Here is a 16,898-nt window from a genome sequence, read left to right as displayed (position 1 = left end):
CAGTTATCCTGTTGTAGTGCGGAGTTTTCCGGCTTTTTTCGAAACGAAAACCTGCGATTTGGCGGTATAGTTTTTCACCGCATATAATTGTTTGTCTGCGGCCTCGAGCAGGCTGTTGGCGGTCGCTCCGTCGATCGGCCATGTGGCGATGCCGATGCTGGCTCTGACCCGGATGATATGTTCCTGAACAACGCAGGGCGGGACCAGAGCGGCCAGCAAATGGTCCGCGCAGGCGGCGTCGGAGATAGTCGAGTCCGGCGACAGCAAAATGGCAAATTCATCGCCGCCCATTCGCGCGACAATGCCGTTTTTGCCGCAGGTTTCGCGAAGCCGTCTGGCTACTTCGACCAGCAGTTGATCACCGACCGCATGGCCGAACCGGTCGTTGACTGGCTTGAACGCGTCGAGATCAAGCAGGGCGACGGTGAATGTGCGCTCGTGATCTTCTTCCTCAATCTGGCGGGCGAGATTTTCAGCTAGGATCCGGCGATTGAATAGGCCGGTCAGCGGATCGGTATGCGCCAATTCGCTCATATCATGTTGCAGGATCAGCATGTGAATGAACTGGTCATTCTGCTGGGTGATCAGGCGGTACAGGAATGTCGTTACCATGATCAGGCTGGCTGCGGCAGACCAGGCCAGAGGATCGCCCGACAGCAGCAGGATGATCGTGATCGGTACGATCCCGATGATTATATTGAGGATCGCCGCCAACCGTATCGTCGCCAGCGTATAAATGGTGGTCAGCGAACCCATGGCGAGGGTGAAGGGATAGAAAAGCTTCATATCATCTGGCGCATTGACGTAGCTGAGCACACACCAGATGCTGACGAGAACGCATATCGTTGCGGAAAAGAACGTTGCCTCGCCAATGAACTGGCGTGCGAGATCGGGGCTGGCCGAAGCATTACGGTCCTTGATCAGCGAAATGAAACCGATCAGGCAAAAGCTGCCCATGGCGAGCGGCATTCCATAGCGGATCCAGGGTTCTGCGCCGACGCTGGAGGCGTAAAGTACGAAGGGAATGGTCAGGAACATTGCCAGAAAAAGGGCGCGGGACTGGCTTTGCAGGCGCGTTGCGCTCAATATCGCAAATTCGTCGCGGACAGATTCCGGGATCGGCGGGATAATTTGTCTTAAAAACTGTCGAATAGTTGAATGCATGCAGGCTTGCTAACGACCAAATGTAAATGTCGCGTTAAGGTAGCTGCCTTTCGCCCGACATCAGCTTACAAGCCGCTTGCAGCAGGTTTTCAGCTCCACCGTTTACGTCGAATTAACCAAGATTGTTATACATGATCCGGTCTGAAATCCAACGCGGGAGTCATCATGTCCTTTGAAAACGCTAGTTCGATCGTCCCTACCCATATTGTCGCAGGAGAGGCGGTGAAGCGCGGCGCAAGCGATCCCAGTCTGCCGCAAAATGACAGCCAGGAAGAGCGCGCACAGCGCCGGGAACAGATCAACGCGACCTCGACGCAATATCAATGGACAACCGATATCGCCAGCTTGCCCGGCGTGCCTCTGGCCACGCACGTGCCGCCCGATGACCAGCCATCGATCGAGTGGTGGTTCAAGGTGCTCGAAGTCGGCATCGCGATACTGGAAAACGTCAAGGCGGTGCTGCTGAAGCCGATATTTTCCGGTCTCGACGAGGCGGCGAAGAAGATTATCAGCGACGCGCTCGCAGACGCCAGCGAGATCACCGGCAAGGTGGAAGCATTGCGCGAGAAACAACGGGTGGCAAATGCCGGGCCGAGCCTCGAGAGCAGCATCGAAGAAGCCGTTCAGGGGGCAGATATTGAAGAACTGAAGGCGCATGACAGCGCCCTGCGCGACATTATCACCGTGATTATCGATTTGCTAAAATCCGAAGACGCTGCGCACACGCGGTCGATCGAGGCCTATCGTGATCTTTATCAGACGCTCCCGGTTCCCGGCATCGCCTACACATTTCAGAATGATGATGAATTCGCCCGGCTGCGGGTGGCCGGACCCAATCCGATGTTGTTGCAAGGCATCGAGCAGATTCCGGAAAAATTCCCGGTGACAGCAGCGCAATATGCTGCTGTGATGGGTGGAGACGATTTGGCAACAGCGCTCGCCGATGGCCGGGTATTTCTGTGTGATTACACCGACCTGGAGGTGCTTGTTGCCGGAGTCTGGAAAGGCCATGCGAAATATGTCTACCGGCCGATGGCGCTGTTCGCGGTCCCCTCAGGCGGATCGTCGATCAAGCCGGTCGCAATCCAGTGCGGGCAGGACAACAGCCAATATCCGGTGATGACCCCGTCGGATGCTTCGTCGGAAAAATGGGGTTGGGAAATGGCAAAATTTGTCGTCCAGGTCGCCGACTGCAATTATCACGAACTGTTCGTCCATCTCGCCGGTACGCATTTGGTCAGCGAAGCCATTGCGGTGGCAACCCGTCGCAATCTCGCCAATGTCCATCCACTCTGGTCATTGCTCGTGCCGCATTTTGAGGGAACGTTGTTCATCAACAATCTGGCGGTAAAAACCCTGATCAACAAGGGCGGCCCGATCGACGACTTTTTTGGCGGCACGATCGAGTCCAGCCAGCTTGCCGCCGTCCAGGCGCGCCTGTCTTTCGACTTTTACAAGAAAATGACGCCGGTGGACTTTGCCGAGCGGAACGTGGCCGATCCGGCCAGTCTGCCGGACTATCCCTACCGCGATGATGCATTGCTGGTCTGGGATGCGATCCACGACTGGGCCGCGCAATATATCAACATCTATTATGCCGATGACGAGGCCGTGACCGGTGACAGCGAACTGGCCTTGTGGGTTTCATCGATAGCTTCGGAGGGCCATATTGTCGGCTTCAGGCCGATTATCTCCCGCGCCCAGCTGACCGACGTCTGCACGATGATCATATTCACCGCCAGCGCCCAGCATGCTGCGGTCAATTTCCCGCAGCGTACATTGATGACCTTTGCCCCCGCCGTTACCGGAGCGGGCTGGACTGCCGCGCCCACCGGGCAAACGGGCCACAGCAAGGGAGAATGGATCGAATATATGCCTCCCATGTCACTGGGATTGCTGCAATTATCCTCGCTGGAATTGTTGGGTTCGGTCTATTACCGTCCGCTCGGCGATTATCGCACCAACCGCTTTCCCTACAAGTCATGGTTCCAGGACCCGGTCATTACCGACGATGAAGGTCCGCTGGCGCGTTTTCAGGCCGGTTTGCGAGCGGTCGAGTCCAGGATCATCGCGCGCAACCAGCGGCGGATGCATCCCTATGTCTATCTGCAACCGAGCCAGATTCCGACCAGCACCAATATCTAGGTCCTGACGAGCGGCGGAAATTTCCAACAGGCAGGCGCGCGGTCCGGATCAGTCGGGGCTGCGCGCTGCCAAGATGCGCTTATTTCGTTTCTCTACCGCCTGAAATGCCTTGAAAACGCCAAGATTCGGATCGGTTTTGCCGGTTTTGCCCAGATTTTCCAGCTGTTCGTAGAACCAGAAAATGACCGCGAAACTGGCGACTGCCTTGATCATCTGAAACCGCATGAGAAAGCCGAGCCAGTCGGGGATCAGCCGAAGCTCGTCCTCGTACCGTGGCAATGCTTCCAGATCTTCCAATAAACGCTTTGGCGCATCGGTCATCACGCACATCGGGCGCCCCAGTCCGATCAGATCGGCGGCACCGCTGGAGAGCGCGGATTCCATCGCCGCCCGGGTCCGGAACCCGCCGGTCACCATCAGCGGCACCTTGACCGCATCCTGCATCGCTTTTGCGAAATCGACGAAATAGGCTTCCCGTGCCTTGGTGGATGGCGCGACATTCTGCTCCTCTTTCTCCTCGATCCCGTCGGCGCCCATCAGCGCGGGCTGCTCGTAGGTGCCGCCGGATATTTCGACCAGGTCGACGCTGGCCTCCTCCAGCCACTGTACTACCTGCAGGCTATCCTCGAAATTAAACCCGCCCTTCTGGAAATCGGCGCTGTTGAGCTTGACCGAAATCGCGAAATCGGGACCGACGGCGGCGCGCGTCTTTGCCACCACCGCGAGCAGGAAGCGCGCCCGGTTCTCCAGACTTCCGCCAAATTCGTCGGTCCGCTGATTTGACCGGGGGCTGAGAAAACTGCTCAGCAGATAGCCGTGAGCGGCATGGATTTGCGCGCCGGTAAAACCCGCCGCCTGACAGGTTTTTGCCGCCAGGGCAAAGCGGTCGACCAGTTCCTCAATCTCTCCGATCGTCAGCGCAACCGGCTCGCCAAATTGCCCGCCGGGCAGGCCGAGCTTGACCGCTGATGGTGCCTTGGGATGTTTGTTGACATTGCTTTGCGTCTGCCGCCCGGCATGGCTGATCTGGGCCCAGAAATGATTGCCATTGCGCGTCGCCGCCTGCGCCCAGCTTGTCAGCGCCGCCATCATCGCGTCATCGGCCGGTCGGTCGATGACAACATTGCCCGGGCGCTCCAGATGATCACGATCGATCTGGATATTGCCGCTGAGCAGCATCCCAGCACCGCCGTCGGACCACAGTCCGTATAGCCGTTCCAGTTCCGCTGTCGGCACGCCGTCCGGCGTGGCCAAGCCCTCGGTCATGGCAGCCTTGGCAATCCGGTTGGGCAGGGTGGCTCCGCAAGGAAGGTGCAGTGGACTGGAAAGCGAGATGGTCATGGAAAAGCCCCGAACTTGAATTGCGAATAAAAACTGATTCTGTCGCATATTGCAATTTATGGCAAGCGGAAGCGCATATTTCCGACATAAAATGCTGGAAAACCGATTATTTGGCTTTTGCTAGAAATAGGTATAGTGTTGCTAATGCATCGCACGGGGAAAACTTCCGGCGGTGGCTTGAGATGATATTCTGAGGGGAATGGAAATGGTCGCAACAGCGTCTCGAAAATCGGTAAGCAAGCATCCAGCGCGTCACGACGTGCATCATCATAGCGTCCGGTGGGACAAGAAGATGAGCAACAATTGTGCGGCCGCGTTGCTCGTCTACACGATGATGCAGATTTTCTTCGTGCTCGGCTTTATCGAAACCAGAGGCATGTCAATCGCACCCTATTTCGGGCTGGTCGTGCTGGTGGCCGTGATCATTCCCTTTTGCCGCAATTTTGAAAAACGCTGGTCGGAAATGGGCAACAGCGGTCTGTCGGAGCAAAGTCTTGCGGCGAAATTCCGCGCCGATCAGGTGCTTCTGTGGCTATTGGCCCTCGGCCTGCCACTGCTGTTTGCCGCTTTGATCAAAATCTTCGCGCCAATGGTTTAACCCGGAGCCCAAAACCAGGCGCTATAAAGCTATAAACCAGCGACGCTTTCTTCACCATTTGGCACCAGATCGTTGACCTTGCTGGGTGCCGCACCTATGTCCAGCTTATGCTAAAACCTTCCGAAGCGCAGGACCGCGCCGACGCCCTCATTTCCCAAGCCAAAAAAGCCGGCGCCGATGCTGCCGACGCCATCTATGTATGCGACGCGGCAACCCAGGTTCAGATGCGCCTCGGCAATCTGGAAGATGTCGAACGGTCCGAAGGCGAGGAAATCGGCCTCAGGGTGTTTGTCGGCAAGCGTTCGGCAACCGTGTCCTCGTCCGACATGGACCCGCAGACCTTATCCGATCTGGTCGGAAGGGCGCTCGATATGGCCAAAGAGGCTCCGGAAGACCAATTTGCCGGCCTCGCGCCAGAAGAGCTGTTGCTGAAAACAGAGCCCCACGCAATCGAAGGCGATGACGGGCAGGACCCCGATCCCGAATTTTTGCGCGAACTCGCGCTCAAGGCCGAAGATGCTGCGCGAGCTGTCAAGGGCGTAACCAACAGCGAAGGCGGCGGTGCCAGCGCCGGACGGAGCATCGTTGCGCTGGCCACCAGCCACGGCTTTTCCGGAGCCTATTCCACTAGCGGCTATAGCCTGTCGGCGAGCGTTATCGCCGGAGAAGGCGATGGCATGGAACGCGACTATGCCTATGACAGCGTACGTTTTCTGGAAGATCTGGATGCTGCCGAAGAGATTGGCAAGGAAGCCGGAGAGCGCGCCGTTTCAAGGCTCAATCCGGTCAGCTTCAAATCCGGCGCCATGCCTGTTGTCTACGATCCCCGCGTCGGCAACAGCCTGCTTGGTCATTTTATCGGCGCTATTTCGGGCAGCGCCATTGCGCGCAAAACCAGTTTTCTGCTGGATGCGCTCGATAGCGAGGTTTTCGATAGCTCGCTGTCGATCATCGACTGCCCGCATCGCAAGCGCGGTCTCCGGTCGAAGGCGTTTGACGGCGAAGGATTGCCGACGGCGAAAACAAAATTGATCGACAATGGCCGATTGACCCAGTGGATCATGGAAAGCGCCTCGGCGCGGCAGCTTGGCCTGCAGCCGACCGGCCATGCCTCGCGCGGCATCGGCGGCGCACCCGGCGTGTCCGTGACCAACCTGCATATGGGCAATGGTTCGGTCAGCAAGGCGAATCTGATAAAAGACATAAAGCATGGCGTCTATATAACCGAACTGATCGGCATGGGGGTCAATCCGGTGACTGGCGATTATAGCCGCGGCGCTGGCGGTTTCCTGATTACCGATGGCGAGATCGGACCACCGATTTCCGAAATCACCATTGCCGGTAATCTGAAAGATATGTTCAAGAGCCTGATTGCCGCCGATGATCTGGAATATCGCTATGCCGGCAACGTTCCGACATTGCGCACCGACAGTATGACGGTGGCGGGCGGCTGAGCAAATCCGCTAGTGGTGAACCTGCCTCACTACATCTATCGGACCATAAGCGCCCTTCGACAAGCTCAGGGCTAACGGAGAAACGCGTGGCTGATATAGATTTTGACCGGGTTATCGCGATCGCCAAGGAAGGCGGAGCGCTTGCCATGCGCCACTGGGCTCTCGGCAAGAAGGAAGCCAATATCTGGGAGAAATCTCCGGGACAGATCGTCAGCGATGCCGATCTCGCGGTTGACAGCTTCCTGCGCACAGAGCTGGAAAAACTGGTGCCATCCGCCGGCTGGCTTTCCGAGGAAACCCATATCGATCACAGCGGCGCCGGCGATGAACTGACCTGGGTGGTCGACCCGATAGACGGCACCAAGGATTATGTGGCCGGGAAGACCGGCTGGTGCGTATCGGTTGCCCTCGTCCAGAATGATGCGCCGATATTCGGGGTGCTGGATGCGCCGGCGATGGAGGAGACGTGGGTCGCCAAGGCTGGCAGCCACACCGAGGTCAATGGCCGGACCATCGTCGCGAGCTTGCGGTCCCAATATGAAGGTTGCCGCATCCCCGCCGAAAGCTTGCCGCCGGAAATGAAATTCACTGTTGTGCCAAAGCCGAATAGTATCGCGCTGAGGATGGCGATGGTCGCCGACGATCGGGCCGACGTCGTTGCCTCCACGCGCTGGGGCCATGAATGGGATATTGCCGCCGCCCATGTCATTGCCGCCGAAGCGGGCGCCAGCGTCACCAATGCCCTGGGCGAAACCCTGGTGTATAACGGCACCCACGGCAAGGCGCTCGGTGTGTTGTGCTGTTCGCAGAATCTATATGCGGAAGCGGTGCAGCGGATCGGCAGATATGTAACCGAAAATGGCGCCAGCCACTAGGTCCGAGCTCTAGGCAGGTCGGGTCGCGCGGGTTCTTGTCCACAAACCATGACGGTCGCGCGGGGCCGAATTTACCAGTGCCTGGCCGAAGGCCTTCACGATCCAGCCCAGTTTCTTGCCCTTGCTGGTATATATCCGCTGATCGAGCGAAGCGCCGGCGCTCTGCTTGATCGCGCGGGCAATATCGCCGTAAATCCCTGCTGCCGCCAGCACCGCCCAGCGGGACCGGAACGGCAGGCTGGAGGCGCCGACGCGCGCCGAGGCTTCATAGTCGCCCGCCAGATCGCATAGCCGATTGACCAGCGCAACCAGTGCATCCCGATGCGCGGGGTCCATGATCCGGTCCGGATCAATACCGGCTTCGGCGAGCCAGTTTCCCGGCAAATAGCATCGGCCGGCTGCCGCATCCTCGGCCACGTCGCGTGCGATATTGGCAAGCTGGAACGCCAGACCCAGATCACAGGCCCGGTCGAGCACCTCCTGATCCCGTGCCGACACGCCCATCACCACCGCCATCATGCAACCGACCGCACCGGCAACATGATAGCAATATTGAAACAGGTCATTCTCGGTTTCCGGTCGCCAGCCGCGCGCATCCAGAGCAAAGCCGTCGATCATGTCGTCAGCGAAATATTTGGGAATATGGCATTCCTGCGCGACCACACCAAAGGCGTCAAACGGCGGATTGCCGGTTTGCTCGCCGCCATGCGCTCGCGCGGTCATCATCCGCATGGCCGCTATGGTTTTCCCGGGATTGGCTATGGGCGACATGCCGTGACCATGATCCTGACCATCGGCAAGATCATCACAGGCCCGGCACCAGTAATAGAGCAGCCACGCCCGTTCGCGTGTTTGCCGAGAGAAAAGCTTGGAAGCACGGGCGAAGGATTTTGACCCGCGTTCGATGCTGGTTCTGGCGTGGAGGACGAGATTCTTGCGGTTCATGATGGTGATGAATGGAAGGCCGTTCGCACCGAGCCAGTCGCAGTGCGTCTGGTGAGGGAAAACGGTCCTTCGACAGGCTCAGGAAGAACGGACAGGTTATTCACGCCAGATCCTCCAGCATCAGCTCTGCCGTCGCTTTTGCACTTCCCACCACACCCGGAATGCCTGCGCCGGGATGGGTGCCCGCGCCGACAAAATAGAGATTGTCGATCACATCATCCCGATTGTGCACCCGGAACCATGCGCTTTGGGTGAGCAGCGGCTCGAGACTGAAGGCGCTGCCGAGATGGGCGTTGAGATCGGTGCCGAAATCCTGCGGCGTATAATGGAAGCTGGTGACAATCCGGTCGTGAATATCGGGGATCAGGCGATGGCCGATTTCATCGAGAATGCGTTTCTCGTAGATCGGCCCCATTTCCTCCCAGTCGATCGGCAGCTTGCCCTGATGCGGCACCGGTGCCAGCACATAGAAAGTGCTATGCCCTTCCGGCGCCATTTCCGGGTCGGTGATCGTCGGATGGTGGAGATAGAGCGAGAAATCGCTGGGCAGTACGCCATTGTCGTAAATATCGTCGAGCAGGCCTTTGTAGCGCGGTCCGAACAGGATCATATGGTGCGGGATGCCCGGCCAGCTGCCCTTCAGGCCGAAATGGACGACGAACAGCGACGGCGAATATTTCTTCTTCTTCAGCTTTTCGGTGACGCTGCTACTGCGATGTTTGTGTCCGAGAAGATCGCGATAGCTGTGCATTACGTCCGCATTCGAGGCGACCGCATCAAAGCGCTCGCTCCAGCCGGATTTGCAGGTGACGCCCGATGCGCGGTCGCCGATCGTATCGATTTTCGTCACCGGATCATCCAGCCGGATCACCCCGCCGATCCGTTCGAAATGCTTGACCATCGCGGTTACCAGCATATTGGTCCCGCCCTTGGCAAACCAGACGCCGCCGAGCCGTTCCAGCTTGTGGATCAGGCCGTAAATCGCGCTGGTCTTCATCGGATTGCCGCCGACCAGCAGCGACTGGAAAGACAGAAATTCGCGCAATTTCTCGTTTTTCACAAAGCCCGAGACCTTGGAATAAACCGAGCGATAGGCTTCATATTTCATCAGGGCAGGGGCCGCCTTGATCATCGATTTGAAATCGAGGAACGCCTTGGTGCCGAGCTTGACATAGCCTTCCTCGTACAGCCCCCCGCTATATTCCAGGAATTTCTTGTAACCCTTGACATCATCGGGTTCGATCGCGGCGATATTGGCGTAAAGCTCCTCGGGATCGTTGACATAATCGAAATTGGTGCCGTCCGGCCAGTTGAGCCGGTAGAAAGGCGATACCGGCATCAGTTCGATATCTTTGGCCATGTCGTTGCCGGTCAGTTCCCACAGTTGCGACAGGCAATCGGGGTCGGTGATGACCGTCGGGCCACCATCGAAGATAAAGCCGTCCTTTTCCCAATAATAAGCGCGCCCGCCCGGCTTGTCGCGGCCTTCCAATATGGTTGTCTGGATGCCGGCGGACTGCAGCCGGATGGCCAGCGCGAGGCCGCCGAAACCGGAGCCGATGACGGCGGCTTTTTTGAACAATTCATTCTGGGATTTTGCAACTTCACTCATCGAATAATCAAACTCATCTATATTTTAGCAGAAGCGGGATTGCGCGGGAAACGGGAATGGGCGGTTTGCCGGTCAACAGGCTGATCTGATCCATCTTGGTCGACTTTCCGGCATAGAAACGGGCGAGCAATTGCTCGTCCTTGGCATAGGTATGTTCCAGTGTCTTGTAACGTTTATCGGGTTCAGCGCCAAGAAACAGAAAGGCGCATAGCAGCCGGTAGAATTTTCCGTTTTTCCAGTGCTCCGTCGCCAGATCGCGCAGCATCTTGTCGAGAGAGCTCTGGGTGATTTCGGGCATCTCGGCAATGAGTATCGCGGTCTTCACCGCCATTGGTAGCGAGTAACTGGTGATCGGCTGGATCAGCGCCGCCCGCGCACCGGCACGCGCATCAACGCCGATATTGTCCTTCCAGAAAGCATCAAAATCACCGCCATAGATGACCGGAAGCTGGCCTTGTTCTGCGCTTAGTACCGAATCGATCTCCCAGTCCTGACTGGCCGCATATTCGGTAATACGGTCATGCGAGGTCGCGCTGTCGAGGTTCGGACTGTCCGCATAATAAGTGTCTTCGACAAAAATCTCGGTATCACTGAACGGCAGGCAATAGATGAAGCGGTAGCCGTCAATCTGCTCGACCGTTGCGTCCATGATGATCGGACGTTCAAGCCCGTGCGGTTTTTTCAGCCTCAGCATCTGACCGCAAAATTTCTGCCAACCGGTTTCCAGCGCCGAAATATCGCCGCCGCCGCGAACATCTAGCACCGCGTTTGCCTTGATCACGGTGATGTCTGCCAGTTGCACCCGACCGGCCTCAACCTTGTCGGCTCTCTTTCCGGTAATCAATGAGTCCGAAGGCAATCGCTCCCGCAGTTCCCGATCGAGATTGGCCGATTCAATCGAGTAATAGCCGTTGCCCAAACGGCGGCTATATTTCGGAAAATGCACATCATAATTGTCCCACTGGCGCGAGATCAGCGGATCAACCAGCCAGCGATGCTCCGGCTCGACATCGCTTTCGAAAAAGGACCAGATATGATTGCCGCCAAAATGATCTTCTGCCTCGATCAGGGCAACATCCAGTTCCGGCCGCAATTTTGCCAGCGCAAGTGCAACCAGCCCGCCCGCCAGCCCGCCGCCAGCAATAGCCAGATCATAGGGGTTCGGAGATCGCGCAGGCTTCGGCATCAATATGCCTTAGCCGATGGTGCGGGCAGGGGAAAGCCTGTCTGAAAGCATGTAGGCCGTTCGTTTATTACCGCTTGCTCCGGCGTGATCCGCGCCATATTCCCCTGCCATGGACTATGGCCTTGCTATCCTGATCTCTGCCATCGCAATGACGCTTATCGTCGGCGGTCGCTATCTGCTGAGCAGCGGATTTTTTGCGTGGCTGACCAATCGGGTGCGGCCGGGTCATTATGAACAGCTGAAACCGCAGATTGGCCGCGAAATACGCTGGTCCCTGCTGTCCGCCGCGATTTACGGTGTGCCCGCCGGAATCGTCGCGTGGGGCTGGCAAAATGCTGGCTGGACCAGGATTTACACCGACCCGAGCACATATCCGTTGTGGTATCTGCCGCTGTCTTTTTTCCTCTACCTCTTTTTGCATGACACATGGTTCTACTGGACCCACCGGCTGTTCCACCGTCCGCAGTGGTTCAAGGTCGCCCATGCGGTCCACCATGACAGCCGTCCGCCAACCGCCTGGGCAGCGATGAGCTTTCATCCGGTCGAGGCGATCAGCGGTGCCGTCGTCATTCCCGCTCTGGTGATCGCGATCCCGATTCATGTCGGCGTTTTGGGTTTGGTATTGCTGACCATGACGGTTATGGGCGTAACCAATCATATGGGATGGGAAATGTTTCCGCGCTGGCTGGTGCGCGGGCGATTGGGCAAATGGTTGATAACCGCTACCCATCATGAGAAACATCATGAGGCATATCGAGGTAATTATGGGTTATATTTTCGCTTTTGGGACAAGGTCTGCGGCACGGATATCGGGCTTGCCGATGCTGGGAGCGGTTTCGGTGCTGCTAGCGGGAGCAAGCGCGTCGGCGAGTGAAGCGCCGGCTGCGGTTGCACCGGTCATCTCTGCCTCGATTGATCTGGCGATTACCGGGCTCCGCTCGGAAAAAGGCAATGTGCTGGTCTGTCTGAGCGCAAATCCGGAATATTTTCCGGACTGCACCAAGGATAAAAATGCCCGCAAGCTAAAGGTTTCCGCGACCCAGGCCGATAATATCCAGATTGCCGGGGTAAAACCTGGAACTTATGCCGTGGCCTTGGTTCATGACGAGAATGCCAATGGAAAAATGGACCTGCGGCTGTTCCTGCCGCGTGAAGGTTTCGGCTTTTCGCGCAATCCGAAAATCGGCATGGGCCCGCCCAAATTCAAATCGGCACAATTTACCGTTGGCACCGCTGACGCCCATTATGCAGTACGGATGAAATATATCCTGTAATCTGGCGAAAATTAACCGTTACCTAGGGTTCTGGCGGCATTCTGCCACGACAGACTAGGAGTTGCGTTAAATGTATCAATCCAGACAAGCGTTTTTCAACCAGACTGATGGTTCCGAACAGTTGCGACTGTCGGAAATCCTCGGCGCCTTTTCTTACGCGCTGGATCTGACCGAAGGCCAGCCCGCCGGCCACAGTATCCGGGCCTGCTGGATTGGAACGCAAATAGCCATGGCGCTGGGCTTGAAGGGCGCCGCATTGCGCGATGTCTATTATGCAGTGCTGCTCAAGGATCTCGGCTGCAGCAGCAATGCGGCCCGGGTCAGCGAGATGTTCGTTGGCGACGACCGCAAGCTCAAGCATGATTTCAAACTGATTGGTCCGCGCCCCGAAGATTTCGGCGCCTTCCTCGGCAGCGCGGTGGGCGTTGGTGCAGACCCGGAGATTCGGGATCAGGCGCTGGGCAACCTTGCCGAAAATGTCGGCGAGATCATGACCGATATCATGGCAACCCGCTGTTCGCGCGGTGCGGATATCGCCCGGCGACTGCGCTTGTCCGAGGATGTCGCCCAAGCCATTGCCCATCTTGACGAACATTGGGACGGCGGCGGGCTGCCTCTGGGCCTATCGGGCGCCGATATCCACCTGGGTGGCCGGATCGCGCTCCTGGCGCAAGTCGCCGATGTCTTTTACAGTGCCAGAGGCAAGGACGCAGCGCTGGATGAAATCCGCAATCGAGCGGGAAGCTGGCTCGACCCGCAACTGTGCGCTCTGTTCGAGAAATTGTCCGAAACCAGCGGCTTTTGGGAAGAGCTGGCACTCGACGATCTGCCCGAACAATTGTGGGCGCTCGAACCGGCGGAAGAATATATCAATGTGGACGAGGATTATCTCGACGATATCTGTTTTGCCTTCGGCTATGTCATTGATGCCAAGAGCCCCGATACAGCCGGCCATAGTGCGCGGGTAGGGATGATCGCAGACCAGATTGGTGAAAAACTGGGAATGGGAGCGGAATCGCGCCGGGTGCTGCGCCGCGCCGCAATCCTGCATGATGTCGGAAAGCTGGGCGTCAGCAGTGCGATTCTCGAAAAACCCGGCAAGCTCGATTCACAAGAATGGGAAACCATGCGAGCCCATGCGGCCCTGACGACAAATATCCTCGGCCAGATCGGCGTGATGAGCGGCATGGCAATGATCGCCGGTTCGCATCACGAACGACTTGACGGAAAAGGATATCCGCTGGGCCTTGACGAACGCAGCATCGCGATGGAATCCCGCATCATCACAGTCGCGGATATCTATGACGCGCTGACCGCCGACCGGCCTTATCGCGCCGCCATGTCGTCGGAAAAAGCCATGGATATCTTGCAGGAAGAAGTGGGCAGTGCGGTGGATGAGCAATGTTTCAAGGCGCTTCAGACCGTTATCGAACAGGGCCTGCTAGAATAGCAACGCTTTGCCAAAGACGATTGGTCTCCTATATTGGGATGGAACCGTTATGCGGTCAGCGCGTTAAACCATCGCGCAACCAATAGGGAACCAGTCTTGAAACATTCGAACATATTTCGCCGTGCCGCCGTTCTTTCTCTCGGTCTCGGCCTGTCTTCCCCGCTTATGGCTCAGGAAGAGCCTGCGCCGGTGCCGGTCGAAGAGTCGGTTTTTGACGGCGACTATCTGACCGCGGGCATCGGTGTCGCGATTGGTTCCAGCTACGAAGGATCTGACAATTACACCGTTTCTCCGTTGCCGGTTGTCTTGGGCAGCTTCGGCGGCGTCGATTTTCAGCCGCGTGGCCCCGGCATTGCGCTCGATTTCATTCCCGACCGTGATGGCGCGAAAGTTGATTTCATTTTCGGACCCGTGATACGCGCTCGCTTTGATCGGCACAATTCGATCGAGGACGAAGTCGTCAAATCTCTTGGCAAGCTCGACTTTGCGGTAGAGGTCGGTCCTTTTGCCGGCGTCCAGGTGAACCGGTTGCTCAATCCCTATGACTCGCTGACGGCGCAGGTCGATCTGCGCTGGGATGTCGCCGGTGCGCATGATGGTATGGTGGTCTTCCCCAGCCTGACCTATTTCACGCCGCTTAGCCGCGGTGTCGCGACCAGCTTTTCGATCAATGCGGAATATGTCGACGATAACTATGCGGACTATTATTTCAGCATATCGCCGACCGGATCGGCGGCCAGCGGCCTGCCGACCTTCACGGCTGACAGCGGCTGGAAAAATGTCGGCGCGACCATGCTGACCGCAGTCGATCTGGACGGCGACGTGACCAATGGCGGGTTCAGCATGATCTTCCTCGGCGGCTATTCCAGGATGCTGGGCGATCCGAAACGTTCTCCGGTTACCTCCATCCGCGGCAGCGCCGATCAATTCTTTGGCGCTATTGGCCTAGGTTACACTTTTTAGGAAGCCCCCCGAAGGGGGCTACCCGGTCAACCCGCTTATGGCTCTGCCTTGCTTCCGCTGTCAGGAGTGTCCGTCTTTGCGGCAACCGCTTTGTCATCCTTGTCTTTGGCGCGCGCGGCGGGCTTTGCCGGCTTTTCCTCAGCCTCGACCTTCGCGGCAACGACCGGAGCGGGCTCTTCGGTGACTTTCGTCGCACCCGACACCAAGTTTTCGAGCGACGAACCATCGAGTCCCAGTTCCTTCATCAGGCCGTCGATCACCGGCGCCTGGGCGCGATAGGACAGGGCGGCAGAAACCGCATCGGTCGCAAGATTGCCGCTGCTTCCGTTCCCGGCTCCGCCCTTGCTGGCTATGCCGTTTCCGCCACCACCATTCTGGTTGATGCCGTCGAGTTGCACGATCTTGATAGAATCGATTGCCTCCATCGGCTTGGCGGATTCCCGGATGACCTCGGGCAATACCTTGAGCAGTGCCATTTTCGTCTGCAGCGAGATTTGATCGGAGGACAATATATTCGCCGCTTCGTTGATCGCACGTTGTCCGGCAGCTTCGACCTCGAAACGCACGCGCGCAGCCTCGGCGCGAAGCTTCTCTGATTCTGCTTCGCCTTCTGCATCTAGGCGCATGGCGGCGGCCCGGTTTCCGGCGGCTTCCTTTTCCGCTTCCGCCTGGACCTTCACGCCAATCGCCTGACGCTCGGCCTGTTTAGAAGCCTCGATCAGCTCGATGCGCTTGTCGCGGTCAGCGATTTCGGTTTCACGCGCACTGGTGACCTGTTCCTCGGCGGCGACGGCTTTGGCGCGAGCGGCATCCGCTTCGGCCTTGGCCTGGCTTTCTTCGCGCGACTTGTTCTGGATCGCGATCTGTTGTTCCTGACGGGCGATTTCGATCGCCTGGGTCTGGGCAATTCTCGCCTCTTCGACGGCGCGGTCGGCCTCAATCTGGCTGCTGTCGACCTGCTGTTTCGCCTTGATCTGGGCGTCTTTCGCTTCCCGTTCGCGGCCGGCCTGTTCCCGGGCGACTTCCGAAGCCTGAATAGCCCGGCGGACCTCGACTTCCCGTTCTTGTTCCAGCCGCGCAAATTCATTGTCCCGGCTGATTTCAAACGAACGCTGGTCGGCCTGCAGGTTCTTCGTCTCGATCTGCACGCGGGTGTCCTGCTCGATATCGTTGCGCGCTTTCTTGCGCAGCTCGATCTGCTCGGTCAGTTTCGTCAGGCCCTCGGCGTCGAAAGCATTATTGGCGTTGAAATGTTCGATGCTGGTCTGATCAAGACCGGTGAGCGACACCGATTCCAGTTCCAGACCGTTCATCGCCAGATCGCTCGACGATGCCTGTTGCACCTTCTGGACGAAATCAGCACGCTGCTCGTGCAGTTCATTCATGGTCATGCCGGCGGCAACCGAACGCAGGGCGTCGACAAATTTCCCTTCGACCAGATCTTTCAGCATCTCCGGCTGCATCGTCCGCAGGCCCAGTGTCTGTGCCGCCATCGCGAGGGATTGGGCATCCTGTCTGACGCGCACATAAAATTCCGCCTTCACATCGATCCGCAAGCGATCAAGCGTGATCAGCGCATCGACATTGTTGCGTTCGACCGCCAGTCGCACTGTGTTCATGTTCACCGGCATGGTTTCATGGAACACAGGGAACACCATTGCGCCGCCGTTCATCACAACTTTCTCGCCGCCAAAACCGGTCCGGACGAAGGCAATCTCCTTGGACGCGCGTTTGTACAAGCGGGTCAGGATCAACGCAAAAATGAGCAGTCCGACCAGGGGAGCGCCGGCATAAATTGCGATCTGGCTTACATTTTCAAGCATATACTCTCTCTTCCTTTTGATGATGCTCGTTGATCCGGCATCGGTTTTTCTGCGTCTTCAATTCGACG

Annotated in this window: 14 protein-coding genes; 8 read left to right on the top strand and 6 right to left on the bottom strand. The window is 57.6% G+C overall.

What is annotated here, in order from left to right; translation table 11 throughout:
• Positions 1-3: 3 nt before the first annotated feature.
• Positions 4-1,164, bottom strand: coding sequence for a diguanylate cyclase domain-containing protein (locus ACWFTY_RS12035; protein ID WP_447524465.1), 1,161 nt, complete (start codon positions 1,162-1,164; stop codon positions 4-6).
• A 165-nt stretch (positions 1,165-1,329) separates the two neighbouring features.
• Here ACWFTY_RS12035 and ACWFTY_RS12030 point away from each other — a divergent pair, with 165 nt between their 5' ends.
• A complete protein-coding gene (locus ACWFTY_RS12030) occupies positions 1,330-3,309 on the top strand; it encodes a lipoxygenase family protein (RefSeq protein WP_447524464.1) in 1,980 nt (659 codons plus the stop codon).
• Positions 3,310-3,357: 48 nt separating this feature from the next.
• Here the strand turns inward: ACWFTY_RS12030 and ACWFTY_RS12025 are convergent, their stop codons facing one another.
• Entirely contained in the window at positions 3,358-4,650 is a 1,293-nt protein-coding gene (locus tag ACWFTY_RS12025; RefSeq protein WP_447524463.1) for an NADH:flavin oxidoreductase/NADH oxidase family protein, read from the bottom strand.
• A 199-nt stretch (positions 4,651-4,849) separates the two neighbouring features.
• Between ACWFTY_RS12025 and ACWFTY_RS12020 the strand changes: the two genes are divergently transcribed.
• From ACWFTY_RS12020 to ACWFTY_RS12010, 3 genes are all read left to right on the top strand, one after another.
• Complete coding sequence (locus ACWFTY_RS12020; protein WP_447524462.1) at positions 4,850-5,248, top strand: hypothetical protein; 399 nt, start codon at positions 4,850-4,852, stop codon at positions 5,246-5,248.
• 107 nt (positions 5,249-5,355) lie between these two features.
• Positions 5,356-6,702, top strand: a complete 1,347-nt coding sequence (locus tag ACWFTY_RS12015) for a TldD/PmbA family protein (protein WP_447524461.1) — start codon at positions 5,356-5,358, stop codon at positions 6,700-6,702.
• Positions 6,703-6,788: 86 nt separating this feature from the next.
• Positions 6,789-7,577 (top strand): inositol monophosphatase family protein, encoded by a 789-nt coding sequence (locus ACWFTY_RS12010; protein WP_447524460.1) that lies wholly within the window; start codon positions 6,789-6,791, stop codon positions 7,575-7,577.
• Between the two features lie 9 nt (positions 7,578-7,586).
• On the opposite strand, the gene ACWFTY_RS12005 is transcribed toward ACWFTY_RS12010, so the two are convergent.
• The 3 genes from ACWFTY_RS12005 to crtY all read right to left on the bottom strand — a co-directional run bounded on the left by ACWFTY_RS12005 (position 7,587) and on the right by crtY (position 11,320).
• A complete protein-coding gene (locus ACWFTY_RS12005; protein WP_447524459.1) occupies positions 7,587-8,522 on the bottom strand; it encodes a phytoene/squalene synthase family protein in 936 nt (311 codons plus the stop codon).
• 100 nt (positions 8,523-8,622) lie between these two features.
• Positions 8,623-10,134 (bottom strand): phytoene desaturase, encoded by a 1,512-nt coding sequence (locus ACWFTY_RS12000; protein ID WP_447524458.1) that lies wholly within the window; start codon positions 10,132-10,134, stop codon positions 8,623-8,625.
• A gap of 13 nt (positions 10,135-10,147) precedes the next feature.
• Complete coding sequence (crtY, locus tag ACWFTY_RS11995; protein ID WP_447524457.1) at positions 10,148-11,320, bottom strand: lycopene beta-cyclase CrtY; 1,173 nt, start codon at positions 11,318-11,320, stop codon at positions 10,148-10,150.
• Positions 11,321-11,429: 109 nt separating this feature from the next.
• Between crtY and ACWFTY_RS11990 the strand changes: the two genes are divergently transcribed.
• From ACWFTY_RS11990 to ACWFTY_RS11975, 4 genes are all read left to right on the top strand, one after another.
• On the top strand, positions 11,430-12,194 hold the full coding sequence (locus tag ACWFTY_RS11990) for a sterol desaturase family protein (RefSeq protein WP_447524456.1): 765 nt from the start codon (positions 11,430-11,432) through the stop codon (positions 12,192-12,194).
• The gene (locus tag ACWFTY_RS11985; protein ID WP_447524455.1) at positions 12,160-12,594 is read left to right on the top strand and encodes a DUF2141 domain-containing protein; all 435 of its coding nucleotides are present in this window, start codon (positions 12,160-12,162) and stop codon (positions 12,592-12,594) included. The genes ACWFTY_RS11990 and ACWFTY_RS11985 overlap by 35 nt, the downstream gene beginning before the upstream one ends.
• A 70-nt stretch (positions 12,595-12,664) precedes the next feature.
• Positions 12,665-14,044 carry an HD domain-containing phosphohydrolase gene (locus ACWFTY_RS11980; RefSeq protein WP_447524454.1) on the top strand — a complete coding sequence of 460 codons (1,380 nt, stop codon included), beginning with the start codon at positions 12,665-12,667 and terminating at the stop codon, positions 14,042-14,044.
• Between the two features lie 96 nt (positions 14,045-14,140).
• Positions 14,141-15,007, top strand: a complete 867-nt coding sequence (locus ACWFTY_RS11975) for a MipA/OmpV family protein (protein WP_447524453.1) — start codon at positions 14,141-14,143, stop codon at positions 15,005-15,007.
• Between the two features lie 35 nt (positions 15,008-15,042).
• Here the strand turns inward: ACWFTY_RS11975 and ACWFTY_RS11970 are convergent, their stop codons facing one another.
• The gene (locus tag ACWFTY_RS11970; protein WP_447524452.1) at positions 15,043-16,830 is read right to left on the bottom strand and encodes a flotillin family protein; all 1,788 of its coding nucleotides are present in this window, start codon (positions 16,828-16,830) and stop codon (positions 15,043-15,045) included.
• Between the last annotated feature and the right edge of the window lie 68 nt (positions 16,831-16,898).

It is taken from the genome of Parasphingorhabdus sp. NYA22 (assembly GCF_976973735.1).
Note: the sequence above shows the minus strand (reverse complement) of the source record. Positions and strands in the feature narration are given on the sequence as shown.